Annotated in this window: 20 protein-coding genes and 1 pseudogene; 18 read left to right on the plus strand and 3 right to left on the minus strand. The window is 41.2% G+C overall.

The genetic code is table 11. From position 1 onward, the window contains the following. On the plus strand, positions 1-185 hold a 185-nt coding region (locus tag RWM06_RS06735), incomplete at its 5' end, for a hypothetical protein (RefSeq protein WP_313970568.1). Here RWM06_RS06735 and RWM06_RS06740 read toward each other — a convergent pair. Then, positions 173-1255, minus strand: coding sequence for a DEAD/DEAH box helicase (locus RWM06_RS06740; protein WP_313970569.1), 1083 nt, complete (start codon positions 1253-1255; stop codon positions 173-175). The genes RWM06_RS06735 and RWM06_RS06740 overlap by 13 nt on opposite strands. Further along, the gene (locus RWM06_RS06745) at positions 1252-2229 is read right to left on the minus strand and encodes a Gfo/Idh/MocA family oxidoreductase (RefSeq protein WP_313970570.1); all 978 of its coding nucleotides are present in this window, start codon (positions 2227-2229) and stop codon (positions 1252-1254) included. The genes RWM06_RS06740 and RWM06_RS06745 overlap by 4 nt, the downstream gene beginning before the upstream one ends. A 153-nt stretch (positions 2230-2382) precedes the next feature. On the opposite strand from RWM06_RS06745, the gene RWM06_RS06750 reads away from it, so the two are divergent. The 5 genes from RWM06_RS06750 (at position 2383) to RWM06_RS06770 (ending at position 5050) form a co-directional block, all read left to right on the plus strand. Beyond that, complete coding sequence (locus RWM06_RS06750; protein ID WP_313970571.1) at positions 2383-3069, plus strand: YoaK family protein; 687 nt, start codon at positions 2383-2385, stop codon at positions 3067-3069. 280 nt (positions 3070-3349) lie between these two features. After that, on the plus strand, positions 3350-3664 hold the full coding sequence (rplU, locus tag RWM06_RS06755) for a 50S ribosomal protein L21 (protein ID WP_000109141.1): 315 nt from the start codon (positions 3350-3352) through the stop codon (positions 3662-3664). Between the two features lie 15 nt (positions 3665-3679). Further along, complete coding sequence (locus tag RWM06_RS06760; RefSeq protein WP_000613694.1) at positions 3680-4024, plus strand: ribosomal-processing cysteine protease Prp; 345 nt, start codon at positions 3680-3682, stop codon at positions 4022-4024. Between the two features lie 16 nt (positions 4025-4040). Next, positions 4041-4334, plus strand: a complete 294-nt coding sequence (gene rpmA, locus RWM06_RS06765; RefSeq protein WP_000916509.1) for a 50S ribosomal protein L27 — start codon at positions 4041-4043, stop codon at positions 4332-4334. A gap of 299 nt (positions 4335-4633) precedes the next feature. Further along, a complete protein-coding gene (locus tag RWM06_RS06770) occupies positions 4634-5050 on the plus strand; it encodes a DUF5301 domain-containing protein (RefSeq protein ID WP_313970572.1) in 417 nt (138 codons plus the stop codon). 193 nt (positions 5051-5243) lie between these two features. On the opposite strand, the pseudogene RWM06_RS06775 reads toward RWM06_RS06770, so the two are convergent. Continuing rightward, positions 5244-5318 (minus strand): annotated as a pseudogene (locus RWM06_RS06775) (AraC family transcriptional regulator); the annotation flags it as partial. Here RWM06_RS06775 and RWM06_RS06780 point away from each other — a divergent pair. The 12 genes from RWM06_RS06780 to trmFO all read left to right on the plus strand — a co-directional run bounded on the left by RWM06_RS06780 (position 5311) and on the right by trmFO (position 17133). Continuing rightward, positions 5311-6219, plus strand: a complete 909-nt coding sequence (locus RWM06_RS06780) for a LysR family transcriptional regulator (protein WP_313970573.1) — start codon at positions 5311-5313, stop codon at positions 6217-6219. The pseudogene RWM06_RS06775 and the gene RWM06_RS06780 overlap by 8 nt on opposite strands. After that, positions 6216-6677, plus strand: coding sequence for a signal peptidase II (gene lspA, locus RWM06_RS06785; protein WP_261078833.1), 462 nt, complete (start codon positions 6216-6218; stop codon positions 6675-6677). Before RWM06_RS06780 ends, lspA begins: the two co-directional genes overlap by 4 nt. After that, entirely contained in the window at positions 6667-7554 is an 888-nt protein-coding gene (locus RWM06_RS06790; RefSeq protein ID WP_313970574.1) for an RluA family pseudouridine synthase, read from the plus strand. The genes lspA and RWM06_RS06790 overlap by 11 nt, the downstream gene beginning before the upstream one ends. A gap of 2 nt (positions 7555-7556) precedes the next feature. Beyond that, a complete protein-coding gene (locus RWM06_RS06795) occupies positions 7557-9452 on the plus strand; it encodes an MBL fold metallo-hydrolase (protein WP_313970575.1) in 1896 nt (631 codons plus the stop codon). 100 nt (positions 9453-9552) lie between these two features. Beyond that, positions 9553-10662 (plus strand): glutamate 5-kinase, encoded by a 1110-nt coding sequence (proB, locus tag RWM06_RS06800; protein ID WP_313970576.1) that lies wholly within the window; start codon positions 9553-9555, stop codon positions 10660-10662. Positions 10663-10671: 9 nt separating this feature from the next. Next, positions 10672-11934: a glutamate-5-semialdehyde dehydrogenase gene (locus RWM06_RS06805; protein ID WP_313970577.1), complete on the plus strand. Its 1263-nt coding sequence runs from the start codon at positions 10672-10674 to the stop codon at positions 11932-11934. Between the two features lie 3 nt (positions 11935-11937). Beyond that, complete coding sequence (proC, locus tag RWM06_RS06810) at positions 11938-12735, plus strand: pyrroline-5-carboxylate reductase (RefSeq protein ID WP_313970578.1); 798 nt, start codon at positions 11938-11940, stop codon at positions 12733-12735. A gap of 113 nt (positions 12736-12848) precedes the next feature. After that, positions 12849-13487, plus strand: a complete 639-nt coding sequence (tmk, locus tag RWM06_RS06815) for a dTMP kinase (RefSeq protein WP_313970579.1) — start codon at positions 12849-12851, stop codon at positions 13485-13487. After that, entirely contained in the window at positions 13484-14374 is an 891-nt protein-coding gene (locus tag RWM06_RS06820) for a DNA polymerase III subunit delta' (RefSeq protein ID WP_313970580.1), read from the plus strand. The genes tmk and RWM06_RS06820 overlap by 4 nt, the downstream gene beginning before the upstream one ends. A gap of 39 nt (positions 14375-14413) precedes the next feature. After that, entirely contained in the window at positions 14414-14731 is a 318-nt protein-coding gene (yabA, locus tag RWM06_RS06825; protein ID WP_000358228.1) for a DNA replication initiation control protein YabA, read from the plus strand. Between the two features lie 2 nt (positions 14732-14733). Continuing rightward, the gene (gene rsmI, locus RWM06_RS06830) at positions 14734-15612 is read left to right on the plus strand and encodes a 16S rRNA (cytidine(1402)-2'-O)-methyltransferase (RefSeq protein ID WP_313970581.1); all 879 of its coding nucleotides are present in this window, start codon (positions 14734-14736) and stop codon (positions 15610-15612) included. A gap of 186 nt (positions 15613-15798) precedes the next feature. Next, entirely contained in the window at positions 15799-17133 is a 1335-nt protein-coding gene (gene trmFO / locus RWM06_RS06835) for a methylenetetrahydrofolate--tRNA-(uracil(54)-C(5))-methyltransferase (FADH(2)-oxidizing) TrmFO (RefSeq protein ID WP_313970582.1), read from the plus strand. Positions 17134-17170: the final 37 nt, after the last annotated feature.

Raw genomic sequence — 17170 nt, forward strand, 5'->3', positions numbered from 1 at the left:
ACGAAGTCAGCTCAAAACATGTTTTTGAGGTTGTAGATAAGACTGACGAAGTCAGTAACCATACATACGGTAAGGCGAAGCTGATGCGGTTTGAAGAGATTTTTGAAGAGTATAAAATTGAATTGCTTATAAAAAGCTCCATACACTTGATGTGCATAGAGCAAACAGAGCTTCATTTGATATAGAGTTCTTGATTTTTTAGGATAATTTCTTGTACACTTGCAAATTTCTTGAGTTTTTTGAGTTCTTCAGAATGGGTTACGAGAGTGATAACGTAACCTTCCTTACCCATACGGCCAGTACGGCCAGCACGGTGAGTGTAGGTCTCGCTATCTCTTGGGACATCAAAGTTTACGACACATTCTAGGCTATCGATATCAATTCCACGTGCCAGAAGGTCTGTTGCAAGAAGCAGGGTTAGTTGCTTGTCTTTAAACTTTTCTAAGATGACTTTTCTAAATTTGACATTGACATCACTAGCTAGAGAAACAGCCAAGATATCACGATACTGTAATTTTTCTTCTGCGCTTCCAAGGTCTGATAAGCTGTTAAAGAAGACCAGACCGCGGAAATCCTCAACATGAGCTAGTTTTCGTAGCATATCCACTCGGTGACGTTGGTCTACCTGCATATAGAAATGTTGGATGTTGTCCAATTTTTGGTCAGAGAGGTCAATGGTATGTGTATTAGACGAAATCTTTTCTTGGTCAAACTTGGTTGTCGCACTCATGTAGACCAGTTGGTGATCGCGAGGTGCGTAGTGAGTAATTTTTTCGACAAAGTGTATCTGAGAATCATCTAGCAATTGGTCGAATTCATCCAGGATGATGGTTTCCACATTCATCATCTTGATTTTTTTCAATTTAATTAGTTCAAAGATACGGCCAGGAGTTCCAATCAGAATTTCTGGTCCTTTCTTTAGGCGTTCAATCTGGCGTTTCTGGCTCGAACCTGATAAGAAGAGCTGAGTAGTCAAGTCGATAGCTTCTGCCCACGTTTTACATACATCAAAAATCTGTCCAGCAAGTTCTGTATTTGGTGCTAGAATCAAGAGTTGTTGGGCCTTTTTCTTTTGTAGTCTGAGAAGACTTGGTAGGAGATAAGCTAGGGTCTTACCAGTTCCTGTTGGACTTACTCCTAGAAGATTTTCTCCTGCAAGAAGTGGTTCAAATAGTTGAGTTTGAATGGGGGTGAATTCTTGGAAACCGAGTTGGTCGCTCAGTTCTTGCCATTCAGTCGGTAGTTTGGTTTTCATTTTTCTGCCTCAAATCTAATGCCAGCAGTCTGGCGCATGGTATATAGTAGGTCATGAACAGAGCCTGCATCATCCAGCCAATTCTGGTAGAGTGTCTGGTCTGATTGCTGAATCATCTGTGCAAATGCAGCGACTTCCTCAGTCATCGTATGAGGAGCCTGTTGGATAGGAAGATGGACTTGATTTCCTTGGTGGTCGCTAAAAATAGCTGAGCGAACATGTTCAATCGTGTTGAGAGTCAAGGTTCCATCTGCTGTGTAAATCTCACAAGGAAGATTGGAAGTGATGTTTTTTCCTGCCTTGATGTGAACTTGAAAGTCAGGGTAGAAGAGAGTGCCGTCTCCATTTAGGTCAATGCTATTGTTAAGCTGTCGAGCTTGGTAGGTTGCGTCTTGAGCCATTCCAAAGAGACGAACGGTAGCGTAGAGGGGATAAATCCCCAAATCCATAAGAGCTCCACCAGCAAAACGGTCTGAAAAGACATTTGGTGTTTGTCCAGCCAACAAATCCGGCATTTTGGAAGAATACTTGGCATAGTTGAAATCTGCTCCCAAAATTTGTTTGTCTGCTAAAAAGTTTTTGATAGTAGTGAAAGCTTTCTCGTGATAATTACGAGCTGCTTCAAAGATAAAACAATTATTTTTCTCAGCTGTTTGAATCAAATTTAGCCATTCTTGTGGTTGTGTGACAGCTGGCTTTTCAAGAATAACGTGTTTACCAGCAGACAAGGCAGCTTGTGCCTGAACAAAATGTAAGGAGTTTGGGCTAGCAATATAGACTACATCAAAGGAGCTTTTGAAGAAGTCCTCTACTTGATCAAAGAGTTGGATATCCTGATAGCGAGAAGCAAAGGTTGCCGCAGTTTCTAGTTTTCTAGAATAGACTGCGACCAGCTTGTATTCTCCACTGGTATGGGCTGCTTCTATGAAGTGGTGGCTGATAGCCCCTGTTCCGATGACACCTAATTTAAGCATAGTTACTCCTTTTCCAATTTCAAATCCTTCTTTCATTATAACATAGATAGACAGGACTATCCAACAGAGGGGAAAAAATTTCAAATAAGCTACTAGGTCTTTTCCAAAGAAAGTGGTACAATAATGAGATGAGTAAATGAAATGGGAGGGAAAATGAGGTTATTACCGATAAGAAAAATATCACGTCAGTCTAAGAGGCTAGCGCTTTTTTTGACTTTTTGTGCAGGTTATGTAGATGCCTATACGTTTATTGTGCGAGGGAATACTCTTGTAGCTGGACAAACTGGGAATGTCGTCTTTCTTTCAGTAGAATTAATTCAAAATAATGTTTCAGATGTTAGGGACAAGGTTCTCACCTTGCTAGCTTTTATGATGGGGGTCTTTTTACTAACGATTTATAAGGAAAAATTGAGAATTGTGAAAAAGCCCATTCTATCATTGATTCCTTTGGCAATCTTATCAATCATTATTGGTTTTGTGCCGCAAACTGTGGATAATATCTATCTAGTACCGCCCTTGGCTTTCTGTATGGGACTGGTGACAACTGCTTTTGGAGAAGTGTCGGGTATTGCCTATAATAACGCTTTTATGACAGGGAATATAAAACGGACCATGCTAGCTTTTGGAGATTATTTCCGAACCAAGCATACACCTTTTTTGCGTGAAGGATTCATATTTGTTAGCCTGCTTAGTAGTTTTGTCCTTGGCGTTGTCTTTTCAGCCTATTTGACGATTTTCTATCATGAAAAGACCATTCTTGGTGTTCCTATTATGATGAGTATTTTTTATCTCAGCATGCTTTTTGCCTCGTGGCAGAAAAAAGTAAAAGAAAAAGCTTGATTTTAGGTGTTATTACTTGTAAGAAAACAGGAGATATGCTATACTTGAAGAGTTGACTATGCACGTTCCTGTGCAACCGCACGAACATCGTTGCTCGTCGTATAACAAATTTAAACTTCGTCATTGTCGCCTTGCCTAACATAAGTTATGCCTTCGGCTCAATTCCTAGTTTATTCTTTGTTATACTTAGAGCTCTTCTTTTAAGTGGTTCGTCCCACGATGCGAGGCGAGTCTTCACAAAAAATTCGGGGAAACCCATAAAAATCATAGGAGGTGCATAATGAGCACATACGCAATTATCAAAACTGGCGGAAAACAAGTTAAAGTTGAAGTTGGTCAAGCAGTTTACGTTGAAAAATTGAACGTTGAAGCTGGTCAAGAAGTTACTTTTAACGAAGTTGTTCTTGTTGGTGGTGAAAACACTGTTGTCGGAACTCCACTTGTTGCTGGAGCTACTGTAGTTGGAACTGTTGAAAAACAAGGAAAACAAAAGAAAGTTGTTACTTACAAGTACAAACCTAAAAAAGGTAGCCACCGTAAACAAGGTCACCGTCAACCATATACAAAAGTTGTCATCAACGCAATCAACGCTTAATTTTAAGGAGAACACATGATACAGGCAGTCTTTGAGAGAGCCGAAGATGGCGAGCTGAGGAGTGCGGAAATTACTGGACACGCCGAGAGTGGCGAATACGGCTTTGATGTCGTGTGTGCATCGGTTTCTACGCTTGCCATTAACTTTATCAATTCTATTGAGAAATTTGCAGGCTATGAACCAATCCTAGAATTAAACGAAGATGAAGGTGGCTATCTGATGGTTGAAATACCAAAAGATCTTCCTTCACACCAGAGAGAAATGACCCAGTTATTCTTTGAATCATTTTTCTTAGGTATGGCAAACTTATCGGAGAACTCTTCTGAGTTCGTCCAAACCAGAGTTATCACAGAAAACTAACACGGAGGAAAACATTATGTTAAAAATGACTCTTAACAACTTGCAACTTTTCGCCCACAAAAAAGGTGGAGGTTCTACATCAAACGGACGTGATTCACAAGCGAAACGTCTTGGAGCTAAAGCAGCTGACGGACAAACTGTAACAGGTGGATCAATCCTTTACCGTCAACGTGGGACACACATCTATCCAGGTGTAAACGTTGGACGTGGTGGAGACGATACTTTGTTCGCTAAAGTTGAAGGCGTAGTACGCTTTGAACGTAAAGGACGCGATAAAAAACAAGTTTCTGTTTACCCAATCGCTAAATAAAAAGGTCCAGTGAACCTTTTTATCCCGAGCCTTGAAATGTAAAGGTGAGGAAGCTAGCAGTAGCATTAAATAAGGCTTTCCGAGTTTTCGGAGAGCCTGTTTTTTGTTTTGATACCCACGCTGATACCCATATTTTAAAAACCAATGTAAGAGACGAACTTAGTTGTAAAATTATAAATGTGAAACTTTTACATTAATGAATGTTATAAGGGAATAAGATATTGTAAAAATTGCTACGGTATGATATTATAATTATATCTAAGAGAAGAAGTAAGAAGAATGAAAGGATGTGATCCTGTATGAAAAAAATTATCACCATAATAGTCTGTTCAATCTCATTTCTTGTTCTATCTGCTTGCGTTAGTAACAAAAAACTTATTCTTCCTGAACCTGAAAGTATTTCTGTAATTTCTCTGCAGAAAAAAATCTCTGAAGATGTTAAAACTATCAACAAGAGAGAAGAAATTTCAAAATTGATTGAGGAGATACAGAAACAGTCCAAATCTACCTCTTTGGAGAGTGTAAATGATCAACCGACAAATGTTAAAGATTACATCATTATCAAGTTTTATCATCAGAATGAAGAAAAGGATAGTGTAGTCTATCTATATACTAAGAAGAAAAGACAGTATATTGAGCAACCTTATGCTGGGATCTGGGAAGTAAGTCCAGATATAGCTAATAGGATTGAAGAGTTTTTTCTAGTTGATTCATAGAGATAGAAGTAAAGTTTAGAGGGCTTTTTTCATAAATTTATATGAGATTGAATTTGTATCATGTTTTAAACGATAAATCAACAAGATTTGCTGTTTTTATTTGTTTGAACCAAAATGAGTACTGAACAAGATATCATTCTAACTCTTGTATTGGGATGTTAGAGAATTCATTTAGATTTGAAAGTTTCCTGACTTTTTTCCTTTTTGGAAAACTTCTAAAATATGGTATAATGAAAAGATAAAGAAGTTGGGGGTAGAAGATGAACATTCAACAATTACGCTATGTTGTGGCTATTGCCAATAGTGGTACTTTTCGTGAAGCTGCTGAAAAGATGTATGTCAGTCAGCCCAGTCTGTCTATTTCTGTGCGTGATTTGGAAAAAGAGTTGGGCTTTAAGATTTTCCGTCGGACCAGCTCAGGGACTTTCTTGACTCGTCGTGGTATGGAATTCTATGAAAAAGCGCAAGAATTGGTTAAAGGATTTGATATTTTTCAAAATCAGTATGCCAATCCTGAAGAAGAGAGAGATGAATTTTCCATTGCTAGTCAGCACTATGACTTCTTGCCACCGACCATTACGGCCTTTTCAGAGCGCTATCCTGACTATAAGAACTTTCGTATTTTTGAATCAACTACTGTTCAAATCTTAGACGAAGTTGCTCAAGGGCATAGTGAGATTGGGATTATCTACCTCAACAATCAAAATAAAAAGGGGATTATGCAGCGGGTTGAAAAGCTAGGTCTGGAGGTCATTGAATTGATTCCCTTCCATACCCACATTTATCTTCGAGAGGGTCATCCTTTAGCTCAGAAAGAGGAATTGATCATGGAGGATTTAGCTGATCTACCAACGGTTCGTTTCACTCAAGAGAAAGATGAGTACCTTTATTATTCAGAGAACTTTGTTGATACCAGCGCTAGCTCACAGATGTTTAATGTGACAGACCGTGCCACCTTGAATGGTATTTTGGAGCGGACGGACGCCTATGCGACAGGTTCTGGATTTTTAGATAGTGATAGTGTTAATGGCATCACAGTTATTCGTCTCAAGGATAACCTAGATAATCGCATGGTCTACGTTAAACGTGAAGAAGTGGAGCTCAGTCAAGCTGGGACTCTCTTTGTAGAAGTCATGCAAGAATATTTTAATCAGAAGAGGAAATCATGAAAAAAAGAGGAATAGTGGCAGTCGTTGTACTGCTTTTGATTGGGCTGGATCAGTTGGTTAAATCCTATATCGTCCAACAGATTCCACTGGGTGAAGTTCGTTCTTGGATTCCCAATTTCGTTAGCTTGACCTACCTGCAAAATCGAGGGGCAGCCTTTTCTATCTTACAAGATCAGCAGTTGTTATTCGCTGTCATTACTCTGGTTGTCGTGGTAGGTGCCATTTGGTATCTACATAAGCACATGGAGGACTCACTCTGGATGGTCTTGGGTTTGACTTTGATTATCGCAGGTGGTCTTGGGAACTTTATTGACAGGATAAGTCAGGGCTTTGTTGTGGATATGTTTCACCTGGACTTTATCAATTTTGCAATTTTCAATGTGGCAGATAGCTATCTGACGGTTGGAGTGATTATTTTATTGATTGCAATGCTAAAAGAGGAAATAAATGGAAATTAAAATTGAAACTGGTGGCCTGCGTTTGGATAAGGCTTTGTCGGATTTGACAGAATTATCACGCAGTCTCGCGAATGAACAAATCAAATCAGGCCAGGTCTTGGTCAATGGCCAAGTCAAGAAAGCTAAATACACTGTCCAAGAGGGCGATATCGTCACTTACCATGTGCCAGAACCAGAGATATTAGAGTATGTGGCTGAGAATCTTCCGCTAGACATCATCTACCAAGATGAGGACGTGGCCGTCGTTAACAAACCTCAGGGCATGGTTGTGCATCCGAGTGCTGGTCATACTAGTGGAACTCTAGTAAATGCTCTCATGTATCATATTAAGGACTTGTCGGGTATCAATGGGGTTCTGCGTCCAGGAATTGTTCACCGTATTGATAAGGATACGTCAGGCCTTCTCATGATTGCTAAAAATGATGAGGCGCATTTAGCACTTGCTCAAGAACTCAAGGATAAAAAGTCTCTCCGCAAATATTGGGCGATTGTTCATGGAAATCTGCCCAATGATCGTGGTGTGATTGAAGCACCGATTGGTCGAAGTGAAAAAGACCGTAAGAAACAGGCCGTGACTGCGAAAGGGAAGCCTGCAGTGACTCGTTTCCACGTCTTAGAACGCTTTGGTGATTATAGCTTAGTGGAGTTGCAGCTAGAGACAGGACGCACTCACCAAATCCGTGTTCACATGGCTTATATTGGTCATCCAGTCGCTGGTGATGAGGTCTATGGTCCTCGTAAGACCCTGAAAGGGCTTGGGCAATTTCTTCATGCCAAGACTTTAGGTTTTACTCATCCGAGAACAGGTGAGATTTTGGAATTTACAGCAGATATCCCAGAGATATTTAAGGAAACATTAGAGAGACTGAGGAAGTAAGAATGAAAAAGAAATTGACTAGTTTAGCACTTGCAGGCGCTTTTTTAGGCTTGTCATGGTATGGAAATGTTCAAGCTCAAGAAAGTTCAGGAAATAAAATTCACTTTATAAATGTTCATGAAGGTGGAAGTGATGCGATTATTCTTGAAAGCAATGGACATTTTGCCATGGTGGATACAGGAGAAGATTATGATTTCCCAGATGGAAGTGATTCTCGTTATCCATGGAGACAGGGTATCAATACAACTTATAAGCATGTTCTAACAGACCGTGTCTTTCGTCGTTTGAAGGAATTGGGTGTCCAAAAACTTGATTTTATTTTGGTGACCCATACTCACAGTGATCATATTGGAAATGCTGATGAATTACTGTCTACCTATCCAGTTGACCGAGTCTATCTTAAGAAATATAGTGATAATCGTATTACTAAGCCTAAACGTCTTTGGGATAATCTGTATGGCTATGATAAGGTTTTACAGACTGCCGCAGAAAAAGGTGTTTCAGTGATTCAAAACATCACACAAGGAGATGCTCATTTTCAGTTTGGGGACATGGATATTCAGCTCTATAATTATGAAAATGAATATGATGAGAATGGAAATCTTAAACCTGTTTGGGATGATAATTCCAATTCCTTGATTAGTGTAGTAAAAGTCAATGGCAAGAAAATTTATCTTGGGGGCGACTTAGATAATGTTCATGGAGCAGAAGACAAGTACGGTTCTCTCATTGGAAAAGTTGATTTGATGAAGTTTAATCATCATTTAGATACAAAAAATTCTAATACAAAAAATTTTATAAGAAATTTGTCTCCTGAGATAATTGTTCAAACTTCTTCCTCACCAATTGGTTCGTATGATAGCGGTGAAGAAATAAATAGGGAATATATTAGCTGGCTTGAATCAATGGGAATTCAACATATAAACGCAGCCAGCAAAGACTATGATGCGACAGTTTTTGATATTCGAAAAGACGGTTTTGTCAATATTTCAACCTCCTACAAGCATATTCCAAGTTTTCAAGCTGGTTGGCATAAAAGTGCTTATGGAAACTGGTGGTATCAAGCACCTGATTCTACAGGAGAGTATGCTGTCGGTTGGAATGAAATTGAAGGTGAATGGTACTATTTTAATCAGAGGGGAATCCTGCTATATAATCAATGGAAAAAATGGAACAATCGTTGGTTCTATTTGACAGACTCTGGTGCTGCTGCTAAAAATTGGAAGAAAATTGATGGAATCTGGTATTATTTCAACAAAGAAAACCAGATGGAAATTGGTTGGATTCAAGATAAAGAACAGTGGTATTATTTGGATGTTGATGGCTCTATGAAGACAGGTTGGCTTCAATATAAGGGGCAATGGTATTACTTTGCTCAATCAGGGGAAATGAAAACGGGCTGGGTAAAAGATAAAGAAACCTGGTACTATATGGATTCTACTGGTATCATGAAGACAGGTGAGATAGAAGTTTCTGGTCATCATTACTATCTAGAAGAATCAGGAGCTATGAAGCAAGGCTGGCTTAAAAAGGCAAATGATTGGTATTTCTACAAGACAGACGGTTCACGAGCTGTGGGTTGGATTAAAGATAAGGATAAATGGTACTTCTTGAAAGACAATGGTCAATTACTTGTGAACGGTAAGACACCAGAAGGTTATACTGTTGATTCAAGTGGTGCCTGGTTAGTGGATATTCCAGTAGAGAAATCTGCTACAACTAGAACTACAAGTCATTCGGAAATAAAAGAATCCAAAGAAGTAGTTAAAAAAGAACTAGAAAATAAAGAAACGAGTCAACACGAAAGTGTTACAAGTTCTTCATCTAGTCAAGATTTTACTTCATCAACTTTACAAAGCTCTGAGACGACTGCAAATAAATCAGAATCAGAACAGTAGTAAAAAAGAAGGTTTTAGGGCCTTCTTTTTCCTATCAACTCTTTTCTATTTTCTGTCATTCATGTTATAATGGATAAATATGAAGAATCGGAGTGAGACTATGAAATACAAACGAATTGTCTTTAAGGTGGGGACTTCTTCTTTGACAAATGAGGATGGAAGTTTATCACGTAGTAAGGTAAAGGCTATTACCCAGCAGTTGGCGATGTTGCACGAGGCTGGTCATGAATTGATTTTGGTGTCGTCAGGTGCCATTGCGGCTGGTTTTGGAGCCTTAGGATTTAAAAAGCGTCCGACTAAGATTGCTGATAAACAGGCTTCAGCAGCGGTAGGGCAAGGGCTTTTGTTGGAAGAATACACGACCAATCTTCTCTTGCGTCAAATCGTTTCTGCACAAATCTTGCTGACCCAGGACGACTTTGTGGATAAGCGTCGTTATAAAAATGCCCATCAGGCTTTGTCAGTTCTACTTAGCCGTGGGGCAATTCCAATCATCAATGAGAATGATAGTGTCGTCATTGATGAGCTCAAGGTTGGAGACAATGATACTCTAAGTGCTCAGGTAGCAGCCATGGTCCAAGCAGACCTTTTGGTCCTCTTGACAGACGTAGACGGTCTATATACAGGAAATCCTAATTCAGACCCAAGAGCCAAACGCTTGGAGAAAATCGAGACTATCAATCGTGAGATTATTGATATGGCTGGTGGAGCTGGCTCGTCAAATGGAACTGGGGGTATGTTGACTAAGATCAAAGCAGCTACAATCGCGACAGAATCAGGAGTTCCTGTTTACATCTGTTCATCATTGAAGTCAGATGCCATGATTGAGGCAGCGGAGAAGACCAAGGATGGTTCCTACTTTGTTGCTCAAGAAAAGGGACTTCGTACCCAGAAACAATGGCTGGCCTTTTATGCTCAGAGTCAAGGTTCTATTTGGGTTGATAAAGGGGCTGCAGAAGCTCTCTCTCAACATGGCAAGAGTCTTCTTTTATCTGGTATTGTTGACGCAGAAGGAGCCTTTTCTTACGGTGATATTGTGACAGTATTTGACAAGGAAAGTGGAAAATCACTTGGAAAAGGACGCGTGCAATTTGGAGCATCTGCTTTGGAGGATATGTTGCGTTCTCAAAAAGCCAAGGGTGTCTTGATTCATCGTGACGACTGGATTTCCATTACTCCTGAAATCCAACTACTCTTTACAGAATTTTAGAGGTAAACTATGGTAAGTACACAAGAACAATTTGAACAGGTACAGGCTGTTAAAAAATCGATCAATACAGCTAGTGAAGAGGTGAAAAACCAAGCCTTGCTAGCCATGGCTGATCACTTATTAGCAGCTACTGAGGAGATTTTAGTGGCCAATGCCCTTGATATGGAAGCGGCCAAGGGGAAAATCTCGGATGTTATGTTGGATCGTCTTTATTTGGATGCAGGTCGTATAGAAGTAATGGCAACTGGGATTCGTGAAGTGGTTTCTTTACCAGATCCAATCGGTGAAGTTTTAGAAACTAATCATCTTGAAAATGGTTTGGTTATCACAAAGAAACGTGTGGCTATGGGTGTTATCGGTATTATCTATGAAAGTCGTCCAAATGTGACGTCTGATGCGGCTGCTTTGGCTCTCAAGAGTGGAAATGCGGTTGTTCTTCGTAGTGGGAAGGATGCCTATCAAACAGCTCATGCCATTGTCACAGCTTTGAAGAAGGGCTTGGAGACGACTACTATTCACCCAGATGTGATTCAACTGGTGGAAGACACCAGCCGTGAAAGTAGCTATGCTATGATGAAGGCTAAGGGTTATCTAGACCTTCTCATTCCTCGTGGAGGGGCTGGCTTGATCAATGCAGTGGTTGAGAATGCTATCGTACCTGTTATCGAGACAGGGACAGGGATTGTCCATGTTTATGTCGATAAGGATGCAGACGAAGACAAGGCACTGTCTATCATCAACAATGCTAAAACTAGTCGTCCTTCTGTCTGCAATGCCATGGAGGTTTTGCTGGTTCATGAAGATAAGGTAACAAGCTTCCTTCCTCGCTTGGAGCAAGTGCTAGTTGCAGATCGAAAAGAAGCTGGGCTGGAACCAATTCAATTCCGCTTGGATGAGAAAGTAAGTCAGTTTGTTTCAGGCCAAGCAGCTGAAGCACAAGACTTTGACACCGAATTTTTGGACTATGTCCTAGCTGTTAAAGTAGTTTCTAGTCTTGAGGAAGCCGTCGAGCATATTGAAGCACACAGTACTCATCATTCGGATGCCATTGTGACTGAAAATGCTGAGGCTGCAGCTTACTTTACAGATCAAGTGGACTCTGCAGCGGTTTATGTCAATGCCTCAACTCGTTTCACCGATGGTGGCCAATTTGGACTTGGATGCGAGATGGGGATTTCGACTCAGAAACTGCACGCGCGTGGTCCAATGGGCTTGAAAGAGTTGACCAGCTACAAGTATGTGGTTGCTGGTGATGGGCAGATAAGGGAGTAAGAGATGAAGATTGGATTTATCGGCTTGGGGAATATGGGTGCTAGTTTGGCAAAGGTTGTTTGGCAAGCTAATAGGACAGATAAGTTTCTTCTTTCTAATCTAAGTCAAGATAGAGTGGATGATTTTATTGCTAGCTACGGAGGTCAAGTTTCTAGTAATGAGGAAATCTTTGCGGAAGCAGATGTGATTTTTTTAGGAGTGAAACCAGCTCAAGTATCTACTTTACTTGCGGAATCTCAAGATATTCTTGAAAAACGGGAGAGTCTGCTCTTAATTTCCATGGCAGCTGGATTGACCTTGGAAAAACTGGCTAGTCTTCTTCCAAATCAACACAGAATTATTCGTATGATGCCTAATACCCCTGCTTCTATCGGGCAAGGAGTGATTAGTTATGCCTTGTCTCCTAATTGCAGGGCTGAGGACAGTGAGCTATTTTGTCAGCTTTTAACCAAGGCTGGCCTCTTGGTTGAACTTGGGGAAGGCTTAATCGATGCAGCAACAGGTCTTGCAGGCTGTGGACCAGCCTTTGTCTATCTCTTTATTGAGGCCTTGGCAGATGCGGGCGTTCAGACGGGATTGCCAAGAGAAACGGCATTGAAAATGGCAGCTCAAACTGTGGTAGGAGCTGGGCAATTGGTCCTTGAAAGTCAGCAACATCCTGGAGTTTTGAAAGACCAAGTCTGTAGCCCAGGCGGTTCGACTATCGCTGGTGTAGCAAGCCTAGAAGCGCATGCTTTCCGAGGAACAGTCATGGATGCAGTTGGTCAAGCCTACAAACGAACACAAGAACTAGGTAAATAAGAGGTGGCTTTGTCTGCCTCTTTTATGGTGGTTGAAATGAGAAGACAAAAAGATTGTCACAAACCCCCATTTTTTTGATAGAATAGAAGTAATAAAAAAGAAATGAGTTAGACATGTCAAAAGGATTTTTAGTCTCTCTTGAGGGACCAGAGGGAGCAGGAAAGACCAGTGTTTTAGAGGCTCTGCTACCAATTTTAGAGGAAAAAGGAGTAGAGGTGCTGACGACCCGTGAACCTGGCGGAGTCTTGATTGGGGAGAAGATTCGGGAAGTAATTTTGGATCCAAGTCATACTCAGATGGATGCGAAGACAGAGTTGCTTCTTTATATTGCTAGTCGCAGACAGCACTTGGTGGAAAAAGTTCTTCCAGCCCTTGAAGCTGGCAAGTTGGTCATTATGGACCGCTTCATCGATAGTTCTCTTGCATATCAGGGATTTGGTCGTGGCTTGGATATTGACGCCATTGATTGGCTCAATCGGTTTGCGACAGATGACCTTAAACCCGATTTGACACTCTATTTTGACATCGAGGTGGAAGAAGGACTGGCTCGCATTGCTGCTAATAGCAATCGCGAGGTCAATCGTTTGGACTTGGAAGGGTTGGACTTGCATAAAAAAGTTCGTCAAGGCTACCTTTCTCTTCTGGACAAAGAAGAAAATCGCATTGTCAAGATTGATGCTAGTCTCCCTTTGGAGCAGGTTGTGGAAAATACCAAGGCTGTCTTGTTTGACAGAATGGGCTTGACAAGATGAAACAAGATCAACTAAAGGCTTGGCAGCCAGACCAGTTTGACCGCTTTGTCCGTATCTTGGAGCAAGCCCAGCTCAATCACGCCTATCTCTTTTCAGGTTTCTTTGGAAGCTTGGAAATGGCGCAGTTTTTGGCTAAGAGCCTCTTTTGTACGGATAAGGTAGGTGTGTTGCCATGTGAGAAATGCCGAAATTGTAAGCTGATTGAACAGGGAGAATTTCCCGATGTCACCTTGATTAAGCCAGTCAATCAGGTCATTAAGACAGAACGCATTCGGGAATTAGTGGGTCAGTTTTCTCAAGCTGGAATTGAAAGCCAGCAGCAGGTTTTTATTATCGAGCAAGCTGAGAAGATGCACCCCAACGCAGCCAATTCTCTGCTCAAGGTTATCGAAGAACCCCAGAGTGAGGTTTACATTTTCTTCTTGACTAGTGATGAGGAAAAGATGTTGCCGACCATCCGAAGTCGGACCCAGATTTTCCACTTTAAAAAGCAAGAAGAACAACTCATCTTGCTCTTAGAACAAATGGGACTGGTTAAGAAAAAAGCGACTCTCCTAGCTCAGTTTAGTCAATCGCGAGCTGAAGCAGAAAAGTTGGCACATCAGGCAAATTTTTGGACCTTAGTCGATGAAAGTGAACGCCTGCTGACTGGGTTAGTAGCCAAGAAAAAAGAAAGTTATCTGCAGGTTGCTAAATTAGCTAGCTTGGCAGATGACAAGGAAAAACAAGATCAGGTTTTACGGATTCTTGAAGTTCTCTGTGGGCAAGATATCCTACAAGCAAGAGTAAGAGTGATTCTACAAGATTTGCTAGAAGCTAGAAAAATGTGGCAGGCTAATGTCAGCTTTCAAAATGCCATGGAATATCTGGTCTTGAAAGAAATGTAAATTCAAAAATGAACGATAAAGAAAGGAAAGGGCTGTTTTATGGACAAAAAAGAATTATTTGACGCGCTGGATGATTTTTCCCAACAGTTATTGGTAACCTTAGCCGATGTGGAAGCCATCAAGAAAAATCTCAAGAGCCTGGTAGAGGAAAATACAGCTCTTCGCTTGGAAAATAGTAAGTTGCGCGAACGCTTGGGTGAGGTGGAAGCAGATGCTCCTGTCAAGGCCAAACATGTTCGCGAAAGTGTCCGTCGCATTTACCGTGATGGATTTCACGTATGTAATGATTTTTATGGACAACGTCGAGAGCAGGATGAGGAATGTATGTTCTGTGACGAGTTGTTATACAGGGAGTAGGCATGCAGATTCAAAAAAGTTTTAAGGGGCAGTCTCCCTATGGCAAGCTGTATCTAGTGGCAACGCCGATTGGCAATCTAGACGATATGACCTTTCGAGCTATCCAGACCTTGAAAGAAGTGGACTGGATTGCTGCTGAGGACACGCGCAATACAGGTCTTCTTCTCAAGCATTTTGACATTTCTACCAAGCAGATTAGTTTTCATGAGCACAATGCCAAGGAAAAGATTCCTGATTTGATTGGTTTCTTGAAAGCAGGGCAAAGTATTGCTCAGGTCTCCGATGCAGGTTTGCCTAGTATCTCAGACCCTGGGCATGATTTGGTTAAGGCAGCCATTGAGGAAGAGATTGCAGTTGTCACAGTTCCGGGTGCCTCTGCAGGTATTTCTGCCTTGATTGCCAGTGGTTTAGCACCACAGCCACATATCTTTTACGGCTTTTTACCAAGAAAATCAGGCCAGCAAAAGCAATTTTTCGACTCGAAAAAAGACTATCCTGAAACACAAATTTTCTATGAATCCCCTCATCGTGTAGCAGATACATTGGAAAATATGCTAGAAGTCTACGGCGACCGCTCGGTGGTCTTGGTTAGAGAATTGACCAAAATCTATGAAGAATACCAAAGAGGTACAATTTCTGAATTGCTGGAAAGCATCTCTGAAACGCCACTTAAGGGAGAATGCCTTCTTATCGTTGAAGGTGCCAGTCAGGATGTGGAGGAAAAAGATGAGGAGGACTTATTTTCAGAAATCAAAGCCCGTATACAGCAAGGCATGAAGAAAAATCAAGCCATAAAGGAAGTCGCAAAGATTTACCAGTGGAATAAAAGCCAGCTTTACGCTGCCTACCATGACTGGGAAGAAAATCAAGAAAATGACTAAACAGGGAAGTTTGCCTTCTTCCCTTTTTTTGTTATACTAGTAGAAGAAAAAAATAGAAAGATTTGTGGGAGTGAAAAAGTCCGGGGGACTTTTTCAGCCTGAGCCAAGAAATTCGAAAACTTTTAAGTTTGATTGGCTTTTTCAATGTGAACCTTGTCTTCACACTCCCAAAGAGGTATTAGTGTCGTGTCTCAATCTTATATCAATGTTATCGGTGCTGGTTTGGCAGGTTCTGAAGCAGCCTACCAAATTGCAGAACGTGGTATTCCAGTTAAACTTTATGAAATGCGTGGTGTCAAGTCAACACCTCAACACAAAACAGACAATTTTGCAGAGTTAGTTTGTTCCAATTCCCTTCGTGGGGATGCTTTGACAAATGCAGTTGGTCTTCTCAAGGAAGAAATGCGTCGCTTGGGTTCTGTTATCTTGGAATCTGCTGAAGCTACACGTGTTCCCGCTGGAGGAGCTCTTGCGGTGGACCGCGATGGTTTCTCTCAAATGGTGACCGAAAAAGTGGCTAACCACCCCTTGATTGAAGTGGTGCGTGATGAAATTACAGAATTACCGACTGATGTAATCACAGTTGTCGCTACTGGTCCTTTGACTAGCGATGCCTTGGCTAAAAAGATTCATGCCCTTAATGATGGCGATGGTTTCTATTTCTACGATGCGGCAGCCCCTATTATCGACGTCAACACTATCGATATGAGCAAGGTCTATCTCAAGTCTCGTTATGATAAGGGAGAAGCCGCTTATCTCAATGCTCCCATGACCAAGCAAGAGTTTATGGATTTCCATGAAGCCTTGGTTAATGCGGAAGAAGCACCGCTCAATTCTTTTGAAAAAGAAAAGTACTTTGAAGGCTGTATGCCTATCGAAGTCATGGCAAAACGTGGCATTAAAACCATGCTTTATGGTCCTATGAAACCAGTCGGTCTTGAGTATCCAGACGACTACACAGGACCTCGTGATGGAGAATTTAAAACACCGTATGCGGTGGTTCAGCTTCGTCAGGACAATGCAGCTGGTAGCCTCTATAATATCGTCGGTTTCCAAACCCACCTCAAATGGGGAGAACAAAAGCGTGTCTTCCAAATGATTCCAGGTCTTGAGAATGCGGAGTTTGTTCGTTATGGTGTCATGCACCGCAATTCTTATATGGATTCACCAAATCTTCTTGAGCAGACCTACCGTTCTAAGAAACAACCAAATCTCTTCTTTGCTGGTCAGATGACGGGTGTGGAAGGCTATGTAGAGTCCGCAGCATCAGGCTTAGTTGCAGGTATTAACGCGGCTCGACTCTTCAAGGGTGAAAGTGAGGCTATTTTCCCAGAGACAACAGCGATTGGAAGTCTAGCTCATTACATCACTCATGCAGACAGCAAACATTTCCAACCAATGAATGTCAATTTCGGAATTATCAAGGAGTTGGAAGGCGAACGTATCCGTGATAAGAAGGCTCGTTATGAAAAAATTGCAGAGCGTGCCCTTGCCGATTTAGAGGAATTGTTGACGGTCTAATTTTTTTGAAAGAATTGCTCATGATACTATAAAAATC

It is taken from the genome of uncultured Streptococcus sp., from assembly GCF_963516575.1.
GTDB lineage: Bacteria > Bacillota > Bacilli > Lactobacillales > Streptococcaceae > Streptococcus.